The sequence below is a fragment of the Priestia flexa genome, from assembly GCF_021441905.1.
GTDB lineage: Bacteria > Bacillota > Bacilli > Bacillales > Bacillaceae_H > Priestia > Priestia flexa.
The window spans coordinates 1,293,972-1,315,277 of sequence record NZ_CP090431.1; the positions used below are offsets into that span (position 1 = coordinate 1,293,972).

Sequence of the window (21,306 nt, forward strand, 5' to 3'; positions counted from 1 at the left end):
GATTATATAATAAGGACTCAGATGAGTTAAAGGAGAAAGGTATGAAAGAACAAAATGATGTTATTTTATACAACCGAATAAAGCAAAAAGATCAAGCTGCTCTTGAATTGTTATATGACAAGTATGAACGAATTTTATACTCTTTTGTGTATCGATTAACAAACCAGCCTGATTTAGCTGAAGAAGTTGTACAGGAAGTATTTGTTAAAATATGGCGAGGGAAAGGTATTTATCATGAAGGAAAAGGGAAATTTTCTTCGTGGCTCTTTACAATTGCGCGAAACACAGCGATTGATTTAATTCGAAAGCGAAAATCAGATCCTATTTTTTCAGATGAAGTGTTTGATTATATAGAGGATGAGCAGGCAAAGCCAGATGAAGAAGTAGAGTGGCAAGAGGAAAAGCTTCGCGTGCAAGAAGCAGTTTCTCAGCTTTCTGAAGAACAAAAGCAAATTATTAACGCCGTTTATTTCAGAGGGTTAACACAACAAAAAATAGCAGAAGAACACGAAATCCCTTTGGGGACAGTTAAAGGTAGGGTGCGGCTAGCATTGAGGAAATTAAAGACTTATTTGAATAACGACTTGGAAAGGAGAGCTGATTCATGAGCATGTGTGACAAATTAATTGATTTCTATAACGGCAATTTAACACCTGGTGAAAAGAAAAGCTTCCAGTCACACCTTCAAACATGTTCAAGCTGTCAAGAAGAGCTCCAAGAACTTGAAGAAGTACTTGGTGACTTAACATTTTTAGCAGCAGAGCAAGCGCTTCCTCCAGGTATGAAAGAACGCGTATTAGCAAATGTATTTCATGAAGATGAACGAGTGAGTGAACTATCGCATCATAAAGAAGAAATTAAGCAGAAGAATAAGATAAGGTCTACTAGCAGGTGGATGCCGTTATTAGCAGCGGGCTTACTTTTCTCATTAGTCGGAAATGGGTATCTACTGTTAAAGTCAGACAGTGAGCAGGAGGTAAGTGAGTCTCCGAAACTTTCTGAGCCTGCGACTTCTATTCAAACGGTTACTTTACAGCCGACAAACCCTGAAAAAGGAAAGGCAACAGCTTCTATTGTGGACGACAATGGAAAAGCAAACGTGGTCATTCAAGCAAGTGGCCTTCAACAACTTCAAAAAGATGAAGTCTATCAAGTCTGGCTTATTAAAGATGACAAGCCGGTTCCTGCAGGTGCGTTTGTAGCGGATGAACAAGGAAACGGAACAGTGATTTATAAAATGACAGAAGAGCAGCGGAAACAAAAGTGGGATACGATGGCAATTACTTTGGAGCCTAGTGCTAATAATAAATTACCACAAGGTGATATTGTGCTTAGCTCCGCATTATAATTAATAAAAAAAGGTATCATCAAATTTTGATGATACCTTTTTTACATACTAGAACAGTAAGTTTGCTACGATAACAGCAATTGGAAGCGTAATAAGCGTACGAAGAATGAAGATGATTACAAGGTCCATAAATTTAATTGGAATCTTTGACCCTAGTAGTAAGCCACCAACTTCTGACATATAAATGAGCTGTGTGACAGACACACACGCGATAACAAAACGAGTAAGCTCACTTTCAATGCTTGATCCAATAACAGCTGGTAGGAACATATCAGCAAACCCAACAACCATAGTTTGAGCTGCCTCGGCTGCTTCTGGTACTTGCAATAAAGCTAATAATGGCTCAAAAGGTAAGCCAATCCACTTAAATAGCGGCGTATATTCTGCGATGATTAACGCAGTTGTACCAATTGCCATTACGACAGGTACAACGCCCATCCACATATCAAGGATGTTTTGAATTCCATCTTTAAAGAATGCCTTAACGCCTGTATTATTCTCTGCTCGATCCAACGCTTTTTTCATTCCCCATGAAAAGGACGTATGCTCTTTTGGAATTGTTTCGTCTGCCACGGTATGATCTTTAGCATTTTCATGATACGTATCCGGTTTTTTTGATAACGGGGGGATACGCGGCATAATAATGGCTGAAACCAATCCAATAAGCAATACCGTTAAGTAGTAAGGAATAATATATGCTTCTAGCTTTAAATATGAAAGAATAACAATTGTGAACGTAATGGATACGACTGAAAAAGTGGTACCAATTACCGCTGCTTCACGCTTTGTATAGTAACCTTCTTCATACTGTTTACTCGTTAATAATACACCAATTGTTCCATCACCTAACCATGATGCAAGACAGTCAATGGATGAACGCCCTGGCAACGTAAAAATTGGACGCATAAATTTTGTAAATAGAGCACCACATAGCTCCAATAAACCGAAATTTAAAAGAAGAGGTAGTAAAAGACCAGCAAATAAAAATACAGAGAACAATACGGGAATTAAATCATATAAAAGCGTCCCACCTGTGTTTTCCGACCAAACAGCCTCAGGTCCAATCTTAAAATAAGTTAAGATGACATATACAGCACCAACCAAGCGCGTAATAGTCCACACCCAACTAACAAGAAAAAGAGAAGATAGAAAAGGACTATTCTTTATAAAATCCGGCTTTGTTAATTTAAATAAGATTGTAAAAACAGCTGTTGCAACAACGATGATTGTCATTATTAATGGAAGCTGACTCTCAAGCATTGCTTGTACAGCATTTGCTAAAATAGCAATAGGGATGGTTAGTTCTCCTTTATAAGAAAACGGAACAATAAACAAGAAAATCCCTAGTAGAGAAGGGAGTAAGAATATCAATAAAGTTGATAAAGCAAACTTTTTTTCAGTAAGGGGTTGTTTCAATACTTTCACCTCATTATGCACATACATAGTTATTCAAAAGAAGTATGCTCAAATTCCGAAGAAATTAGAGCGGAACCTGGCTGTGTTTAAATGCATAAATCTATAAATTGATTGTATGTTTAAAACAGCAACGTTATAAAAATAACATACTTTATAAGAGAGTAAAAGTTATTAATTTAATTTAAATTTTCGGAATAAAAAGCATTTTTTGGTCGCTAGCTGTATTGGGATGAAATAAAAATAAGCAGCTGTTTTACGGCTGCTTATTCTTCGTTAAATTCGATTGCAATTTGCTGGTTTACTTCTTGCTTTAAGAGTTTAATTTCTAATAACCCATTGCGATACTTAGCTTTAATTTCATTTTCTACAAATTGAAAAGGAAGCTTAATCGTACGCATAAATACACCTGTATGGCGTTCATTGATTTTCAAATGTGGTTTTGCAACTTCATAGGAGTAGGGGAGCTGACCTTGAATTGTAAGCGTGTTGAGCTCTACTTTAATTTCTACATCCTTAGCTGACTGAAGACCTGGAAGTTCAGCCACAATAATTCCTTCTTTCTCAGTTTCATATAAATCAACTGCTGGGAATTTTTTAGGGAGAAGTGTGGTAAAGTCGTTCCAAAAGTGAGTCCCTAACATTTCTTCGACTTTGTCATGTAGAGAACTCCAATCTAAATCATCAAAGTGTTTTGACATGATATTTGCCTCCTTAGTCAGTAATAAGTGATTATTTATAGAATGTTATGGGTTCATTTTATATATATGAAGGAATCATTTCTTTTTTGACATGATTTTTGAATGTTGCTCATTGGTGGTATGTCATCTTTAACGAGGCGAGATAGTTGAAGAAATCCCCTATGATGGTATATATTATAAAATAAGGAACATAAGTTCTTGTTTTAGCTGTAAAAAAAGTTTCAAACGGAGTTAAATATTTAGACTTATGTTATGAAAAGCAGGATTATGAGAGAGTAAGAAAGTATAATTATTATATAGCGATTGTCAAGTAAACTTGAAGCGGAGGTATACGTATGAGAGAAAAACGAACGTCTAGTGGGTTCCTATTAAAGCAGCGTGCTTTTTTAAAGTTATATATGATTACAATGACCGAGCAAGAACGCTTATATGGACTCAGGCTTTTAGATGTCCTGCGTGAAGAATTTCGACCGTTTGGTTTTAAACCTAATCATTCGGAAGTATATAAAGCATTACATGATTTAATTGAAGATGGTGTATTAAAACAAGTAAAAAAGAAGAAAGAAGGAATGAAGCTGCAGGAAGTAGTATATTACAAGTTTGCAGCGGGCGGAGAGGAAAAAGCAAAACTATATAAAAAGCAGCTAAAGGTAGAACTAGAAAGATGTGAGGCAATGATTCAAAAAGCCATTCGCGATAACTTTAGCGTTGTTTCAAGAGGTATTCAATCATGAATACCTCTTTTTAACTGAAAAAAAGATATTTGTAAAGAGGGAATTTCGTCCAATTCACGTTAGGAAAAGTTATATTATGGGTCAGCAGTAGTGAAAAAGATGGATTTATAGGTATAAAATGGTTTAAATACACACTTTTAACATATATGGATAGATTATTTTTTAAAGACTATGTACTATTCATAAATAAAGGTTGAATTGATATGATACAAGTTGTACATAAATTTTAAAAACAGAAATGCCTTATTTTGAGATTCAAAATCCATGTATGAGGACCAAATAAGAGCATTTTAGAACTGAGGATGTACAAGAGTTTATTGCATAAGGTGAATATTTTACATCGTACGAAAGGAATGGAGATTATGAAGTCTACAGGTATTGTAAGAAAAGTAGATGAATTGGGTCGAGTTGTAATTCCAATCGAATTGCGACGAATTCTAAATATTAATACAGGTGATCCAGTCGAAATATACGTTGATGAAGACATTATTATTCTACAGAAATATAGCCCATATGGTGCTTGTGCCGTAACTGGTGAAATTAAGAGTGATAACCTTACGTTCGCTAATGGAAATGTCGTGCTAAGTAAAAAAGGAGCGGAACGACTTCTGAACGAACTTCAACGTACTTTAAACAAATAAAAAAAGAACGTCATTGGACGTTCTTTTTTATTATGCAGTTTTCGAAGCCTGGGCTGATGAAATAAAGCGCTTTTGAATCGTCTTAAGCCGATAGCTTAATCCAATTGCACCTACAGCCAAACCACTAATCAGTCCAATCCAATATCCAAAAGCTGCAAGTCCTGTATAATTTGCCAATATATATCCTAGTGGTAAACCAATTACCCAATATGAAATCAACGCCATAAAAAAGGTAATGTTCACATCTTTATATCCTCTCAGAGCCCCTTGAATCGGTGCTTGAATTGCATCCGATAATTGAAAAAAGACCGCATAAATTAAAAAATGAGTTGTTAATGCCAACACTTTGGGATCTGTTGTGTATAAAGTAGCTACTTTTTCTTTAAATAAAAATAAAAAGACTGCACCTAAAAGAGCTAAGCAAACGGCAAGTAAAATACCGATACGACTGTACATCTTTGCATCTTCAAAACGCTTAGCACCAGCTTCAAATCCTACAACAATTGTTAAGGCCATTGAAATGCTGAGCGGAATCATATACAGAAACGATGCAAAGTTTATTGCTGCTTGGTGAGAAGCAATTGTCACCGTATCATATGCGCTCATAAACAATGTAACGGCTGAGAAGATACTTGTTTCAAAAAAGATAGCAAATCCAATTGGAATGCCGATCCCAAGTATTTCTTTAAATGAAGGCCAAGCGGGTTTATAAAATGTACGAAATACCTGAAATGATTGAAAAGGATCTTTTCTGGTGATAATCCAAATTGCCACGAGCAAAATGCACCAATAAGTAATAGCCGTAGCATATCCAGCTCCAACGCCTCCAAGCTTAGGGAAACCAAATTTTCCGAAAATCAATAAGTAGTTTAACGCAACGTTAATAGGCAAGCCAAGAAGGGTAATAAACATCGATGTTCTTGTTTGACCCAGTGCATCAATAAAGTTACGTAAGACGGTATAAATGAATAGAGGAAAAATACCAATTGATAACGCCACTAAGTAATCTAACGCAATCCGAGCTACGTTTGGATCTAGATTCATAGCGTTTAAAATGGGGTTTACGACAAAGAATCCAATAACAATAACAATTAAGGCCATGATAATTGAAACATATAGTCCCTGAACAACTGTAAAAGCGACATTTTTCTTTTTATCAGCCCCAATCAGCTGAGCTACAATAGGAGTTACGGACATTAAAATACCACTTAGTCCAGTAAATACAGGCATCCAAAGGCTTGAGCCAATAGCAACTCCTGCTAAATCATCTGCTCCTACACGACCCGACATCATCGTATCAAAGAAGCTCATTGAAAACATACCGAACTGCGTCATCAAAATAGGTAATAAGATAAATAAAAACTGCTTCGTTTTTTCCGTTTTAGAGAATGTTTGATTCATGTTTGTACTCCTATCCGTCAAGTTCACACGAGAAAAATTATATCACGATGAGGCTTGTTTTTGCGAAAGAATAGTTAATATATTACTATTAAATAAAAACAAGGAGGCATTACAATGGATTTAAATTTAAAAGGTAAAAAGGTGCTCATAACAGGTGGGACGAAAGGGATTGGTCAAGCAATTGCTGTGCTCTTTGCAGAAGAAGGAGCAGATGTTGCGGTTGCAGCTCGAGGTGAAGATGACTTAGAGCGTTTAAGTCAGAGATTTACCAACATCCGTACATATAAAGTAGATGTGACGAAACAAGACGAGCGCATTCAATTGATTGAAAATGTCGTAAAAGATTTTCAAGGTATCGACATTTTAATTAACAATGCAGGCGGAAGCAATGGAGGGCAAGCGCTAGAAACAGATTTATCATTGTTTTATGAAGCGATGGAGCTTAATTACTTTTCTGCGGTTCATTTAAGCAAGCTTGCAGCAGAGTATATGAAAGAACGAAAAACAGGTTCCATTGTAAACATTACATCTATTTTTGGCCGAGAAAGCGGAGGTAAAGTAACGTATAATAACGCCAAGTCTGCTTTAATTAGCTTTACTAAGTCATTTGCGGATGAAATGATTTCCTATGGCATACGCGTTAACAGCATTGCGCCTGGAAGTATTCTACATGAAACGGGTAATTGGAAGAAGCGGTTAGAAGAAAATCCTGAAAAAATTAATCAGTTTGTAAAAAATGAAATTCCAGCAGGTCGTTTTGGAACCGTGGAAGAAGTAGCTAACGCTGTGGTTTTTCTAGCATCTGAAAAAGCTTCGTGGATTGTTGGAGCAAGCTTAAATGTAGATGGCGGGCAGTCAAAAATGAATTTTTAATAGCAAAAAGCCCGCATTCCAGCTCTTTAATCTGAGCAGGTGTGTGGGCTTTTCATCATTATTATCCGATATGCTTTTTATTAATAGAAGGTAACTGAAAATCTTCATTAATTGCATCAGCAGTTAGCTGCCCCGATAGAGTGACCATCGGAACGCCACCGCCAGGGTGAGTAGAACCACCAACAAAGTATAAATTTGATAGAATTTGACTACGAGCAGGGATTTTAAAACCACCGTTCTTTTTACGATCGGTTGCTACGCCGTATATAGAGCCTCCATTTGCGCCGTATAGCTGCTGGATGGTGTTTGGCGTGAACCTTTCTTCAAATTCAATGCTATCACGTAGGCCTTCAAGACCCATCGCTTCAAGTTTGGTAAGAACGACATCTCGGTATTGTTCTTCAATAACGTTCCAGTCTTCACCTTCTTTTAATGAAGGAACGTGCGTTAAAATGAATAAGTTTTCTTTTCTTTCGGGCGCTTGTGTCACGTCAGATTTAGATGAAACACCAATATAAATCGTTGGATCTGAAGCAATTTCACCTTCATTAAAAATCGTATCAAATTCTTGCTTTTGATTTTTTGAGAAAAAGAAGTTATGGTGAGCAAGCTGCTCGTATTTTTTGTTAACGCCTAATAACAGAACTAATCCCGAAACAGTCGGCTCATATTTAGCAAGCTGATCTGTGTGTTGCTTTGCTTGAGGGTGGTTTTTCAATAATGTTTTATACGTTGGTATCACTTCTAAATTAGAAACAACAAAATCTGCTGCTAAGCTTTCCCCGTTTTTCAAGACTACACCCGATGCTTTCGAACCTTCAGTTGTAATTTTCTCAACGGGCGTGTTTAGTTTAATTTCTACCCCTAATTCATTTAATAACTTGCCAATTCCCTCAGCAATTTTATACATTCCACCTTGAACATAATAAATGCCAAGACCTAGCTGTACATGAGCCAACTGCGTTAATACAGCAGGTGCATTATAAGGGGAAGAACCGATGTACATAATTAAAAAATTAAAGATTTGACGCAGATGTTTGCTTGAGAAGTATTTACGCGTAGTAGCGTCCATTGATTTCATTGGATCCATTTGGAACAATTCTTTGACTGTATGCATAGAACGCAAGTCATTTAGGCCCGTTAAGCTCTTTTTATAGAAACTTTTTAAGTTGGATTCATACATTTTATGTGCATAGGAAAGGTAGTCAAAAAAGCCGCTTACATCCTCTGGCGCATACTTTTGGATTTCTGTAATCATTTTTGGTAAGTCACTGGTTAAGTCGATTTGGGTTCCATCCGTAAAAAATGTGCGCCATTGGGGCTCTACACGCTCAATGCTCATGTAGTCATGCATGTTTTTTCCAGCACTTTCAAAAAGCTGTTCTAATACCCAAGGCATCGTAAGAATAGAGGGACCTGTATCAAATGAGAAGCCTTTTCCATTACGCGTGTTTAACTTCCCGCCGATCCGCTCTCCTTGTTCTAAAATGGTTACTTTATAGCCGTCAGAAGCAAGGCGAACCGCTGCGGATAGCCCACCTAAACCTGAGCCAACGATGAGTACTTTTTTATTCACTATAATTCCTCCTTATAAACTAACGAGTAGTTGGTAAGCATAATAATAAAAATTACCATGCATATTTTTAGAAAAAGAGCTTTTCATAACTGTTTGTTTTGCCTAATTTTTGTGAAAATATACATTCATAAGGAGAGAAATAATGTCATTTATAATGGTTATGCTACTTCTTACTTCACTTTTAATTACTCGAATTCCAACGTTTCAGCGTGTGAGCGTTCAAAAACCTTTGAAAGAGGTAAAGAAAGTCTCTGTTATTATTCCAGCTCGTAACGAAGAGCATAATATAAGAAAGCTTTTAAAAACCCTTAATGAAAATCGTTCAAATTTGTATGAGGTTATTGTCGTTGATGATTGGTCTACGGATCAGACTGCTCATATAGCAACAGAGATGGGAGCGGTTGTTGTAAAGCCAAAAAAGTTGCCAAAAGGGTGGTTAGGAAAATCTTGGGCATGCTGGAATGGTGCAAAAAAAGCAAACGGCTCCATTCTATTGTTTTTAGACGCGGACACGTGGGTAGAAAAAGAGGGGATTAAAAGAATTTATGATGTGTTTCAAGTTAAGAAAGGGTTTTTATCCATTCATCCGTTTCATTGTGTTAAGAAGCCATACGAATCGTTATCTGCTTTTTTTCACTATATTGTTTTTGCTTCAGTAGGGAGCTTTCACTTATTTAACCCAAGTGGAAAAGCATCAGGTGGATTTGGTCAGTGCTTGGTGTGTGAAAAAAGCGATTATTTTCGCTATGGGGGTCACGAATCAATTTGCGGAGAAGTGGTTGAAAACATGGCTTTTGCTAACTACGTTCGTGAACAGCAAGGGGAGGTTTACTGCATGAGTGGTAGAGGTGCAGTTAGTATGAGAATGTACCCTAACGGAATTGGTGAGCTCATAAAAGGGTGGAGCAAAAGTTTTGTATCAGGAGCTGGAAAAACGGAACCAATTTATTTGTTTCTTGTGAGTTTATGGCTTACAGGTATGATACACTATGTTTTTTCCTTTCCGCTTCTTATAGAAAAATATCCAATGTTGGCTGGAACTAGCTATGTGTTAATAGGAATCATATTATTCAGCAAACTGCGCCATATAGGAACGTTCTCATATGTAACATGTTTTCTTTTTCCTGTTCATCTCTTCTTTTTTTTAATCGTATTTGCGTATTCATTGTTACAAACAACGATAGTAAGAAAAGTTGCTTGGAAAGGAAGAGAAATCCAGGTTCATCATGCAAAAAAGAGGTTTTTTAAATGATGAACGCTAGTCCTGTTTTTATTACATGTATAAACATTAGCGCATGGCTCTTCTTTCATATAGCCATCTCCTATGCTTGTGGAAGTATCCCCATTACATTTTTTGAAAAAGATTATCTCATTTTTAAGCGAATGAAGTGGGAGACAGATCAGAAATACAAAAAGGTTTGGATTCATAAATGGAAAACTTTTTTACCAGATGCAGGGAAAGTGATGAAGAGCGGTTTTTATAAAAAAACATGGCAATCTCGTTCACCTGAGTATACACGCCAATTTTTACTGGAGACAAAAAGAGCAGAGTTAACTCATTGGTTGAGCATTTGTCCTGCATTTCTGTTCTTTCTATGGAATTCAGCTTATGTCGGGTGGGTTATGGTTGTTTATGCGTGTATTACAAACCTGCCATTTATTATTATTCAACGGTATAACCGAATTCGGATTGTGAGAATTTCACAGCGTATACTCGTTTCAGAATGAGGCTAGAACATAAGTATTTCAGTTAATGATCTATCTCAACTATTGTGAGTTAAATCCTTTTGATAGTTGGGATATTTTTTGTTGGTTTTGAAATCATTTCGTTATGAACCATCCTGTATCTTACTTTCTATATATACTTAAACGTAATTTTGTGTAAGCATATGGCGTGAAACAAAATGATTTACAACTGTTTCGTTTCAATTCTATTTGGGTAAAGAAACCGGAAGTAAAACTACTCGGTTGTTTTCTTCTTCTCGATCCTCTAAGTTATAGATGATGTACCAGTCATAACAACGACATTTAGAATAGTATTTCAATGAAAGAACAAGAAGTCCTTTTTCTTAAGAAAAAAAATGGAATGGCATAAGATATAGAATTCATAGTGTCCAGCGTATTGTCAGTGTGTAGGAATGGCAAACTTAACATAATGGTGATAAAAAGCTTGAGAAAAATATAAATTGAACATAAGGATAAATTTATTTTTAAGTAGATGTTTGTACAGGCTGGGCATATAAATAGAAGAAGCAATGAACTAGTTATTTTTTCATGTTTTCAATAAAATATACAGCAAGAGTGTTGACAATTTTTTTTAAAGAGTTAAAATGTGAAAGAACAGTTTAGCTCTCTTACAGTTTTTGTAAGGGAGATTTCTTTTTACGAATTTAGACTAACATCCATCCAGATTTACGTCTAAAATAAATGAGCTCAAATTTCAAATAGATATAGAGGTGGGAATATGAAACAGCTCATGACAAACGGAAAAAACATTTTTGTTAAGCAATTACCGTTGTTTTTAGTTGCAGTATTGTTATTTTGGATTAAAACTTATGCCGTTTATCAAATTGAATTTAATTTAAGTCTTGAGAATTTTATCCAAAAGTTTTTACTATTTATGAACCCACTCGGTTCAGCAATTATCTTTTTTGCTTTTGCCTTACTATTTAAAGGGAGAGGAAAGGTACGAGCATTACTAGGTATTAACTTCTTATTATCATTTATTTTGTACGCAAACGTTGTGTACTATCGATTCTTTAATGACTTCATTACAGTACCTGTTTTGACTCAATCAAATAACTTTGGTCAATTAGGTGGAAGTGCAATGGCTTTAATTCAGCCAACAGATATTCTGTATTTCATTGACTTCTTTGTTTTAATTGCACTTGTAATGTGGAAGAAGTTTGATTTACCTACAACAATTAGTAAACGTACGGTAACAAGCGTATTTTTAGTTGGGGTTCTAGTTGTAAGTGCAAATATTGCCATTGCAGAAACAGATCGTCCACAGCTTTTAACACGTACGTTTGACCGTAACTATTTAGTTAAATATTTAGGTGCATATAACTATACAGTTTATGACATTATTCAAAGCTCGAAATCGTCAGCTCAACGAGCTCTAGCTGACAGCAGTGACGTAACAGAGGTTGAAAACTACGCAAAAGCAACTTACGCTGAGCCAAATGAAGAATACTTTGGTAAAGCTAAGGATATGAACGTAATTTATATCTCACTTGAATCATTACAAACATTTATGATGGGATATGAATTAAATGGTGAAGAAGTTACGCCATTTATGAACTCACTTAGAAATGATAAAAATACGCTTTATTTTGATAACGTGTTCCATCAAACAGGTCAAGGTAAAACATCGGATGCTGAGTTTATGGTAGAAAACTCAATATTCCCATTACCTCAAGGATCAGTTTTCACAACAAAGGCAAATAACACGTATCAAGCTGGATCTGCTATTTTAGGCCAAAACGGTTATACAAATGCAGTATTCCATGGTAATGGTAAGACATTCTGGAACCGTGATGAAATGTACAAGTCATTTGGTGTTGATAAATTCTTCGACTCAGCATATTACGATATGAATGAGGAAGATACGCTAAACTATGGTTTAGAAGATAAGCCATTCTTTAAAGATTCTATGCCTTATTTAAAAGAATTAAAGCAATCATTTAGCGCAAAATTTATTACGCTATCTAACCATTTCCCTTATCCATTAGATGAGGAAGATCAAACAATTGAGCCGCATACTACAGGCGATAAATCAGTTGACCAATACTTCCAAACGTCTCGCTATTTGGATGAGGCATTAAAGCAGTTCTTTGATGATTTAAAAGCTTCTGGCTTATACGATAACACGATGGTTGTTATGTATGGTGACCACTATGGTATTTCTGAAAACCATAAGCGTGCAATGTCTGAGGTTCTTGGTAAAGATGTAGGTGACTTTGAACAAGCGCAATTACAGCGAGTACCACTATTCATTCATGCTCCTGGTCTAGAGGGTGGCGTGAAGCATACGTACGGTGGTCAAGTTGATATTCGCCCAACAGTTATGCACCTATTAGGTATTGATACGAAAGACTATATTGACTTTGGTACAGACTTACTTTCAAAAGACCACCAGGAAATTGTTCCGTTTAGAAACGGTGACTTTGTAACTCCTGAGATTACAAAAGTGGACCAAAAAGTATTCAATAACGAAACTGGTGAGCAATTACCAGAAGAAGAAGCAAAAAAATATGATAAATACGACGAACTGGTAAAACAAAAGCTTGAGCTGTCCGATAAGCTTGTATATGGTGACTTATTACGTTTCCATACCCCAGAAGGCTTTAAACCAGTAGATCGTTCTCAATATGATTACAATAAGCGTGACTAAGAAAAAAGCGAAGGCAAACATGCCTTCGCTTTTTTTATGGGAACTGAAACTTATTTGCTCTTCGTTCGTATATAACGTATAAAGGTAATTTATTTTAGAACTAGGAGTTAAATGGTATAATATTCTTATCATAATAAGTGAAACGTAACGATTTTAAACATAAATAGAGACGATAAGGAGTGAGCGGACATGAAAGTGGTGACATTTTTAAAACGATTGTTTATCGTATGGGCTGTTGGTACAGCTACGATTCCAATTAGTTATTTAGGGTTTGGTGTAGGGATTGGTGATAGCATTTTATTAAGCTTTGGTACGGCTGCACTAACAGCAATATTCTTCGTTTTTAAAAGCGCTAGAATTGCATATAAAGACCCTTATAGAGAAGAACTTGCTTATATCAAGCATCAGGCTCGTGAAGCACGTAAGCAATTAAAAGTTATTAGCAGTTCTCGCTTTAAGCTAAAATCAATTCACATGTGGACAGAGCTTTCTAAGCTATATAGAGTAGGGAAAAGTATCGTTGATATGGTTGAAAAAGAGCCTGCGCGTTATAAAAGTGTTCAGCCATTTTTTACGAACTATTTGCAAGCAACGGTGACGGTTATTGAACGCTACGTATTTTTATTATCTAAACCTACAAAAAGTATTGACGTAAAAGAAAGTATTCATGAGGCTGAAAATGTGATACATGAACTGTCAACACAGTATGACCAGCTTTTAAATTCTGCACTTTCTCAAGATGTGCTAAGTTTAGATGCAGAAATGAAGGTTTTAAAACAACATTTTCAAAATGAAGAAGAATATGCGCCAATAAATCGAATGAAATAAGGGTGGGGTTTATATGAAAGAAGTGGAAAAAAAACAATCGCTAGATGAACTTTTAAATGATCCGTTTGCATCACCAACTTTGGCGACTCAGCTTGACCAACCGGTAGCTAAGCAGCTTTCAACATACAATAACTTAGCCCCTGAATACCAAGAAAAAGCACAGAAAATCGCCGAGCAAATCGATTATAAAAACCAGCAGGCTATTCTTCAATATGGAGTAGCCGCACAGTCGGAGCTTTCGCAGTTCTCTCAGTCTGTTTTACAGCATGTGCAAACGAAAGATACAGGTCCTGTTGGAGATGTGATCGCTGACTTAATGTCTAAAATACGTCAGGTGAATCCAGATGATTTCACAACGAAGAAAAAAGGATTTATCAGCAGAGTATTTTCTGGTTTGTCAAAGCCAATTCAAAATTTATTAACAAAATATCAAAGTATTAACGTTGAAATTGATAAGATTGCGGATAAATTAGAACGTTCAAAGCAAATGCTTTATCGTGATATTACAATGTTAGATAGTTTGTATGATAAAAATAAACAGTTTTATGATGCGTTAAATATTTATATCGGAGCTGCAGAGTATCGATTAGAAACGCTTAGAAATGAAGCGTTGCCGGCACTTCAGCAGGAAGCAAAAGCAAAAAATGATTACTTGATGGCTCAGGAAGTAAATGATTTAAGCCAATTCATTAATCGTTTAGAAAAGCGCGTTCATGATTTAAAGTTAAGTAGACAAATTGCTGTTCAAAGTGCACCGCAGATTCGCTTGATTCAAGAAGTAAATCAAACGCTTGTAGAAAAGATTCAAAGCTCTATTTTGACCGCAATTCCCCTTTGGAAAAATCAAATTGTAATTGCTACTACACTGCTGCGACAAAAAGCTGCAATGGAAGCTCAGAAACAAGTATCTAAAACAACAAATGATTTATTAACACGTAATTCAGAAATGTTAAAGCAAAATACAATTGAAGTAGCAAAAGAAAACGAGCGAGGAATAGTAAATATTGAAACGCTTAGACAAACACAATCAGATTTAATTACTACGCTTGAAGAAGTATTAAAAATTCAAGAAGAAGGTCGTACAAAAAGAACAGAAGCAGAAGCAGAGCTGTATCAAATGGAAACTGACTTGAAAACAAAGCTAATGGATTTAAAATAGACTCAAAAAGCCGAACACCTTTGTGTTCGGCTTTTTGAGTCTATAAATTTTCAATCGAATTAGCCATTTCTAAAAAGGCGTTAACATTTTCTGTTTCAACCGGAGTGAAGATGGTGAGCCGCATAGCTGGACGCTTATCAGATGCCTTCACTAAATATGAAGTAGTTCGGTTCTTGTCGTTGCTGGCTGAATGTACACTGTGGAATGAAAAAGTCTCATTATAAGACGTGACAGAGCTTTTTTGAACGTCAGTTGATACAGCTTCTAATCCTTTTAGAGCTTCTTGTTCTACCTTGTCCCAATCTACGTTATCAGGAAGAACTTCAATACGCATCCACAGCTTATCGTTAGCGTCGTAGTAAATAACATCTTTTCGTGGTTCTTCTTCTGTAAACGTATACCCTTCTAAGACATATAAAGAATATTTTTGGTTTTCACTAGTTTTTAAAAACCCCATTTTTTCTTCTTGCATACCTTCGTTTTCATACGCCATCATCTGTTCAGGAAGACGAATGGTTTGTTCATCAGATGAAGTGTCTGAGGATTCTTTCGATGTTTTTTCTTTTGGAGATTGATCACTTGTACTATGAGAAGAATTATGGGACTTAGAGTTTTCTTGTGTTGTTCCACAAGCCGTCAGCATAATTGCTGTAAACAGAACTAACAAATATTTTTGCACACTATCTCTCCTTTAATTGAATGCTATTAATCATAGTAAACAATTCTTGTTCATCAGGTGAATGTTTTTTTATATTAGTTATAATAACTAGTATTTGTGCTTTGCTAGGAGCCTTTACGATATATAAGGCCGCTTTTTCTTGATCAGTGTAGGCTTCAAAAGCAGTAATGAGTGGCTTCTTAATATGGTGCTGATCGGCAATCATTTTAGCTTTTCCGAATTGTTCTTCAAAAGTAGATGTAGCCGTATTAACCGACGTAAGTTTATTTGCTGTATCGACTTCTAAGACTTGAATTCTCATCCAAGTATGAGGTGAATGCGTAGAGAAAATAATGTCTTTTCCTTCTTCTTCTTTTTGTAATTCATAGTCAGGTAATACATTTATTGAAAAGCCTTGATGACTGGACGTACCTTTTCTAGCGTTTTCTTGCTCACTTGCTAAAGGCAATATGTTCGTTTTTGTTTGAAGCGCACTAAGCGTAAAGATAAACAGAGCTACTATTACTATTCGATAGATCATATACAGTCTCCTTTATCTATAGTGAAATTGTCAAAATCAACCCTTCAATGAGTATAGTGTTCAATTTCTTACATTTTCCCCCATTCCATTAAAAGTAAACGCAATACGGTTGTTTTTATCGATTTGTTTTCATTTATTTGGGAGAACCTAAAAGAACATTCTAAAAAGAAAGAGAGTGGATATCGAGTGAATCAAAAGTCGAAACAAGAGGAGTCGTCAAAGCATTCGTATGTATGCAGTGAATCATTTTTTGAGAATGACTTACGAGCCATTGTCATATCACAACTAGAGCAAGATCAAATAGAGAAACAAGAAAGAAGGTAAGCGTATGAAAAAAGGTTGTTTGCTTCTTTGCGCACTTCTCTTTTTCACAGGTGCATCGAACGGACAAGCAGCAAAGAAAAGCCGCTTTTACTATGAGAAAAAAGGTGATATTGTTTGGGAAGTTCCAACAAGTGAAGAAAAGATTATTGCATTAACGTTTGATGATGGACCTGATCCAACGTATACGCCACTCATTCTAGATTTATTAAAAGAATACAATGCAAAAGCTACATTCTTTGTTTTAGGTGACCGAGTTACTCAATATCCTACAATTGCTAAAAGAGAGGTTAAAGAAGGGCATGAACTTGCAAATCATACGTATAGTCACTTAGAAGTTCGTGGTAAAGATACTGTAAAAATAGAAGGTGAGATTGAAAAGGCTGATGACAAAATTCAGCAGATAACGGGTATTAAACCCTATCTTTTTAGGCCACCAACTGGTTACTATGATGATAAAGTGGTGAAAGCAGCTAAAAATCAGCAGTATACTGTTGTATTATGGTCATGGCATCAAGACACATTTGATTGGAGAAACCCTGGTGTAGACAAAATTGTTCATCAAGTTCTGAAAAATGCAAGCTCTGGCGACATCGTTTTGTTTCACGATACAGGGGGGGATCGCACGCAAACGGTTCAAGCACTGAAACAAATACTGCCTGAGCTAAAGGAAAAAGGATATCGTTTTGTCACAATTTCAGAGCTTTTGAAGCATCATCCAAACTACGAATCGCTTTATTTAATGCAAAAGGAAAACAAAAACAAAGGCACTCCTTTAAAATAGGAGATGCCTTTGTTTTTTAAGGGGTAGATACATCCTCTTCGAGAGAGGTTTTTTTCTTTTGGAAATATTCCGTAACGCGCTCGCGTTTCTTTTTAGAAACAAGAACGTACAGAGTATCGCCAGAAAAGATTTTAGTATTTCCGCGAGGTGTAATTAGCTTTTCTTCACGGATAACAGCCGTAATTAAAATATCTTCTGGCAAGGGAAGTTCTTCAAGTGATTTTCCAGAGATTGCGGCATCTGGAACCAGCTTTAGCTCAATCATTTCATTATTGGTTTTGCCCATCGAAACAAGTTCTAAACTGTGTGGAACCACTTCTTTTTCACCATCTGAGAAATTCAAGTAATTGGCTAACGGAGAAATGGTTGCTCCTTGTAATAACGCAGAAGTAAGAACAACGAAGAATACCACGTTAAAGATAAGTGTGCTATTTTCAAGGCCAGCCATCATTGGATATGTAGCTAGAACAATTGGAACGGCTCCTTTTAGTCCTCCCCACGAAATGAATAGCTGCTCTTTCATTGTATATTTAGTGAAAAGCATGCTGATGAAAACACCTAATGGTCGAGCAACGAGCATTAATAAAAACGACAATAAGATACCTTGCCATGTAACCTCAATAAGCTCTTTTGGAAAGACGAGTAGACCTAAAATAATAAACATAAGAATTTGCATCATCCATGCAAAACCTTCATTAAAGCGTACAATTGCATGACGATATGTTAAATGGGAGTTTCCGATAATAACAGCCATTATGTAGACAGCTAGCAATCCACTTGCTCCAATAAAAGCAGTGACGCCATATGTTAAAGCTGCTAAAGCAAGAGATAATACTGGGTAAAGACCGGATGAATCTAAATTAATGCGATTGATAATCCATACGGAAGCTTTTCCGAGCACTAATCCCATTAGTAACCCCATTCCCATTTGCCAGAAAAAGTCGAGGAAAAGAGTAAAGATAGGTGATTCAGGTGCTTGGATTAGTTCAATAATTGAAACAGTTAAGAAAATCGCCATTGGGTCATTTGAACCTGACTCTGCTTCTAAAGTTGACGTGAGCTTTTGACGAATGTTTTTAGATCCTAAAACAGAAAAGACGGCTGCAGCGTCAGTAGATCCAACGATCGCTCCAAATAATAAGCCTTCTAGCCAAGTAACATCCAAAATGTACTTTGCTAATACACCGGTTACAACAGTTGTAATTAAAACTCCTAATGTAGCAAGAGAAATAGAAGGGCGAACGACGCTTTTGACGTCGGTCCACTTTGTTTGAATACCACCATCAAATAGAATGATAATGAGAGCAATTACTCCGACACCTTGTGCTAAAAGAGCGTTGTCAAAGTAGACGTAATGACTGAGTATCATACCAACAATAATAAACAGTACGAGGGAAGGTAGACCTAAACGCGAAGAGAATTTTGCTGTTAAGACTCCCGTAACTAGAAGAATGGATAAAAGGAAAATTAAATTGTCAATCGTAAAACTCAATGATTGTTCACCTCTTTTTCATAATTAAGTTGAATTTACTTTTGAATGGATAACAGATGAAAAGCTGCTAATAAACGTCAAATTCATTATGTTCCTCCTTATAATAACCAAATCTACAGCAAAAAAGCTGTATCAATAAAAGTATACCATAATCGTCAGAATAGAAGAGATTATTATGCTTCAGTATTTTTTAATAAAAAAGAACCCGGTTGTATAACCGAGTTCTCTCATTCTTATTTAAGATCTTGCTGGTAATAAAGCTCAGGTGCTTTAAATGGTTTTCCTTTTTGTGTTTTTGGTCCTTTATGATCTGGTCGAGCGCGATCATACACGGCAGTTCCCACAATTTCAGCGACATCTTGAAGTTTTTCTTTACTAATTTTGTCAATGCTATCTTCTGGTGTATGGTACCATGGTTCAGCTGGATCATGGATAAATAGTGCAGCAGGAATGCCTGCTTCTGCAAACGGAACATGATCACTGCGCCCACCCTCTGAATATGGAGTAGCCGCACCATTTAGGCGCAAGCTTGACGCCTGAGCTAATTTTGTTACAAAGTTAGCTTTTCCATCTGCTGTTTTTAATACTAAATCACCAGCATCGCGGCTCCCAACCATATCTAAGTTAAACATACCAACGATACGATCTTTCTCATCGTGAGATAAACCATCCACGTACTCTTGAGAACCAATTAAGCCAAGTTCTTCAGCTCCAAACGTTACAAAGCGTAGCTCCGTATCTGTTGGTAGAGACTTTAATACGCGAGCTAATTCAATGACCATTGCTGTTCCAGATGCGTCGTCGTTTGCACCAGGCGCACCCTCAACTGAGTCATGATGAGCCCCAATTACGATGATATCATCCGTGTTGCGTTTTTTTTCAGTTGGTGATTTTGTTGCGGTTACGTTATATGAAATACGCTCACTAACTTCAGCACCTTCAATATTTACAGTAGCTGTTAGATTGCCTGCTTTTATTTTTTCAAGAAGCTGTTCACCCTCCGCTTTTGGTAAAGCTACAGCTGGTACATAACCATCATTAGCTCCACCAAGCGTCCCGTTTAACTCACCGTCAGCATTATTATAAATAATAACGGCTTTGGCTCCTTTTTCAGCTGCATTTAATACTTTTTCACCAAAGCTAATAGAGCCACGTTGAATCAGTGCAATTTTGCCTGTCAAGTCTTGATTCGTTAACTCTTCTTTTGTTCCAAGGCCAGCATCAACAACTTCAGCGCTTACATTACCGTTTATGCTATATGTGAAAGCGCTAGGTGAATAGCTTGTCCCATCAGCTGAAAGTTCAACTTTAGATGCTTCTGTATAGCCAACGAATGTAAATGGCTCGACGTTTGCTTTATAACCAAATGATTTTAATTTCTTTTGAATATACCAAGCTGCTTTATGTTCAGCCGCAGTTCCAGCTACGCGAGGCGTTTTTGCTAAATATTCAATATCATTGTAGATGTTATCTACATTAATTTTGTTGAGAACCTTTTTATCTACCGCATTGTAAGCTTGACTCGCTGAAGCCTGAGTAGCAGGAGCAGCTGCAGTATATGTACTAGATATTGAAAGGGCTAAGCTTGTTGCTAGAGCAACGGATACAATTGTCTTTTTTGTTCTTTTCATTGTGTTCCTCCTTTGGGAAATTATAGATACAACTTAAAATTTATAATATTCCCAAAAATAAAAAAAGGGTAAATATTCCTATTTAGTTTGAATGTTCTAAGGTAAAATGCTATTTTTTATGTCTGAAATTATAAAATTGAGAAGAGGTTGTAAAAGAAAAGTAATCAAACCGTTATCGAATTCTTATTGATAAAGTTTCATGGACATGATGTAATAAAAGAAATAAGTGAAGCAGGAAGGGTAAAAGAATGAGAGATGCATGTCAAAAGATTATATTGCCATATACGCCTGAGAATCTAAGAATGTTACTGTTACAAGTTTGTGATGATGAAAATATGTTTTCGCATCAAGAGCTCGCTTATTGGTGTGATAAATTTACGTTACATTATTATGAATACGATGCAGATGAAAAGCAGTGGATGAGTGATATGCAACAACCTGATGCGCGCCAAGACTTGGCAAGGTCGTATGCCATTGCAAAAGATATTGGTTGGCAGTGGTATTATTACATGTCAAGGGGGACAACGCTGTCTGATATACAGTATACAGATTTACACTACTTAGAGCTCCCAAAGCATTTATTTGTTAGATGGCTAAACGAACTGTATGAAATGTAAATACATATGCGAAACATCCCGTTACAAAGGGATGTTTTTTTTGTATGCTAAAGCTTTAACGATGATAAATATAAAAATTGGCGAACAATTAGAGTGAAAAATCGTAAAAAACACAAAAACCGAGTTGACTTATTGGAATTCTTATAATATAAATAAAGGAGACTTATATTTGGAAAGTGTTGTAGGAGGAAT

At 36.2% G+C, this 21,306-nt stretch carries 20 protein-coding genes; 12 read left to right on the forward strand and 8 right to left on the reverse strand.

All coding sequences use genetic code 11. From position 1 onward, the window contains the following. Positions 1-41: 41 nt before the first annotated feature. Both LZP85_RS06605 and LZP85_RS06610 read left to right on the forward strand, forming a co-directional pair. Positions 42-608, forward strand: a complete 567-nt coding sequence (locus LZP85_RS06605) for an RNA polymerase sigma factor (protein ID WP_206783001.1) — start codon at positions 42-44, stop codon at positions 606-608. Then, complete coding sequence (locus LZP85_RS06610; RefSeq protein ID WP_206783002.1) at positions 605-1,348, forward strand: anti-sigma factor; 744 nt, start codon at positions 605-607, stop codon at positions 1,346-1,348. The genes LZP85_RS06605 and LZP85_RS06610 overlap by 4 nt, the downstream gene beginning before the upstream one ends. 48 nt (positions 1,349-1,396) lie before the next feature. Here the strand turns inward: LZP85_RS06610 and LZP85_RS06615 are convergent, their stop codons facing one another. Continuing rightward, positions 1,397-2,773: a YjiH family protein gene (locus LZP85_RS06615; RefSeq protein ID WP_374700379.1), complete on the reverse strand. Its 1,377-nt coding sequence runs from the start codon at positions 2,771-2,773 to the stop codon at positions 1,397-1,399. Positions 2,774-3,027: 254 nt separating this feature from the next. Next, on the reverse strand, positions 3,028-3,462 hold the full coding sequence (locus tag LZP85_RS06620) for an Hsp20/alpha crystallin family protein (protein WP_025912110.1): 435 nt from the start codon (positions 3,460-3,462) through the stop codon (positions 3,028-3,030). Positions 3,463-3,797: 335 nt separating this feature from the next. Here LZP85_RS06620 and LZP85_RS06625 point away from each other — a divergent pair, with 335 nt between their 5' ends. After that, positions 3,798-4,196, forward strand: a complete 399-nt coding sequence (locus LZP85_RS06625; RefSeq protein ID WP_025912109.1) for a replication termination protein — start codon at positions 3,798-3,800, stop codon at positions 4,194-4,196. Between the two features lie 362 nt (positions 4,197-4,558). Continuing rightward, a complete protein-coding gene (locus tag LZP85_RS06630; RefSeq protein ID WP_025912108.1) occupies positions 4,559-4,837 on the forward strand; it encodes an AbrB/MazE/SpoVT family DNA-binding domain-containing protein in 279 nt (92 codons plus the stop codon). Positions 4,838-4,867: 30 nt separating this feature from the next. Here the strand turns inward: LZP85_RS06630 and LZP85_RS06635 are convergent, their stop codons facing one another. Then, positions 4,868-6,238 carry an MATE family efflux transporter gene (locus tag LZP85_RS06635; RefSeq protein ID WP_119544161.1) on the reverse strand — a complete coding sequence of 457 codons (1,371 nt, stop codon included), beginning with the start codon at positions 6,236-6,238 and terminating at the stop codon, positions 4,868-4,870. Positions 6,239-6,352: 114 nt separating this feature from the next. On the opposite strand from LZP85_RS06635, the gene LZP85_RS06640 reads away from it, so the two are divergent. Continuing rightward, positions 6,353-7,111, forward strand: a complete 759-nt coding sequence (locus LZP85_RS06640) for an SDR family NAD(P)-dependent oxidoreductase (protein ID WP_119544160.1) — start codon at positions 6,353-6,355, stop codon at positions 7,109-7,111. Positions 7,112-7,172: 61 nt separating this feature from the next. On the opposite strand, the gene LZP85_RS06645 is transcribed toward LZP85_RS06640, so the two are convergent. Then, positions 7,173-8,687, reverse strand: a complete 1,515-nt coding sequence (locus LZP85_RS06645; protein WP_226639474.1) for a phytoene desaturase family protein — start codon at positions 8,685-8,687, stop codon at positions 7,173-7,175. A gap of 142 nt (positions 8,688-8,829) precedes the next feature. Here LZP85_RS06645 and LZP85_RS06650 point away from each other — a divergent pair, with 142 nt between their 5' ends. The 5 genes from LZP85_RS06650 to LZP85_RS06670 all read left to right on the forward strand — a co-directional run bounded on the left by LZP85_RS06650 (position 8,830) and on the right by LZP85_RS06670 (position 15,070). After that, positions 8,830-9,939 carry a glycosyltransferase family 2 protein gene (locus LZP85_RS06650; RefSeq protein ID WP_206833784.1) on the forward strand — a complete coding sequence of 370 codons (1,110 nt, stop codon included), beginning with the start codon at positions 8,830-8,832 and terminating at the stop codon, positions 9,937-9,939. Further along, positions 9,936-10,415, forward strand: a complete 480-nt coding sequence (locus LZP85_RS06655) for a glycosyl-4,4'-diaponeurosporenoate acyltransferase CrtO family protein (RefSeq protein ID WP_224840362.1) — start codon at positions 9,936-9,938, stop codon at positions 10,413-10,415. Before LZP85_RS06650 ends, LZP85_RS06655 begins: the two co-directional genes overlap by 4 nt. Before the next feature lie 736 nt (positions 10,416-11,151). After that, entirely contained in the window at positions 11,152-13,083 is a 1,932-nt protein-coding gene (locus LZP85_RS06660; RefSeq protein WP_234562091.1) for a lipoteichoic acid synthase, read from the forward strand. Between the two features lie 189 nt (positions 13,084-13,272). Next, positions 13,273-13,911, forward strand: coding sequence for a 5-bromo-4-chloroindolyl phosphate hydrolysis family protein (locus LZP85_RS06665; RefSeq protein WP_119543549.1), 639 nt, complete (start codon positions 13,273-13,275; stop codon positions 13,909-13,911). Positions 13,912-13,924: 13 nt separating this feature from the next. Continuing rightward, positions 13,925-15,070 carry a toxic anion resistance protein gene (locus tag LZP85_RS06670; protein ID WP_119543550.1) on the forward strand — a complete coding sequence of 382 codons (1,146 nt, stop codon included), beginning with the start codon at positions 13,925-13,927 and terminating at the stop codon, positions 15,068-15,070. A 40-nt stretch (positions 15,071-15,110) separates the two neighbouring features. On the opposite strand, the gene LZP85_RS06675 is transcribed toward LZP85_RS06670, so the two are convergent. Then, positions 15,111-15,749, reverse strand: a complete 639-nt coding sequence (locus tag LZP85_RS06675) for a hypothetical protein (protein ID WP_119543551.1) — start codon at positions 15,747-15,749, stop codon at positions 15,111-15,113. A 1-nt stretch (position 15,750) separates the two neighbouring features. Continuing rightward, positions 15,751-16,269 (reverse strand): hypothetical protein, encoded by a 519-nt coding sequence (locus LZP85_RS06680; protein ID WP_025909163.1) that lies wholly within the window; start codon positions 16,267-16,269, stop codon positions 15,751-15,753. 328 nt (positions 16,270-16,597) lie between these two features. On the opposite strand from LZP85_RS06680, the gene LZP85_RS06685 reads away from it, so the two are divergent. Beyond that, positions 16,598-17,374, forward strand: a complete 777-nt coding sequence (locus tag LZP85_RS06685; protein ID WP_119543552.1) for a polysaccharide deacetylase family protein — start codon at positions 16,598-16,600, stop codon at positions 17,372-17,374. 16 nt (positions 17,375-17,390) lie between these two features. Here LZP85_RS06685 and LZP85_RS06690 read toward each other — a convergent pair whose 3' ends face one another. Together LZP85_RS06690 and LZP85_RS06695 are read right to left on the reverse strand one after the other, a co-directional pair. Beyond that, positions 17,391-18,866: a potassium/proton antiporter gene (locus LZP85_RS06690; RefSeq protein WP_119543553.1), complete on the reverse strand. Its 1,476-nt coding sequence runs from the start codon at positions 18,864-18,866 to the stop codon at positions 17,391-17,393. 233 nt (positions 18,867-19,099) lie between these two features. Then, entirely contained in the window at positions 19,100-20,497 is a 1,398-nt protein-coding gene (locus LZP85_RS06695) for a M28 family peptidase (protein WP_025909160.1), read from the reverse strand. Between the two features lie 248 nt (positions 20,498-20,745). Here LZP85_RS06695 and LZP85_RS06700 point away from each other — a divergent pair, with 248 nt between their 5' ends. Beyond that, complete coding sequence (locus LZP85_RS06700; protein WP_025909159.1) at positions 20,746-21,114, forward strand: hypothetical protein; 369 nt, start codon at positions 20,746-20,748, stop codon at positions 21,112-21,114. The last annotated feature ends 192 nt before the right edge of the window (positions 21,115-21,306 follow it).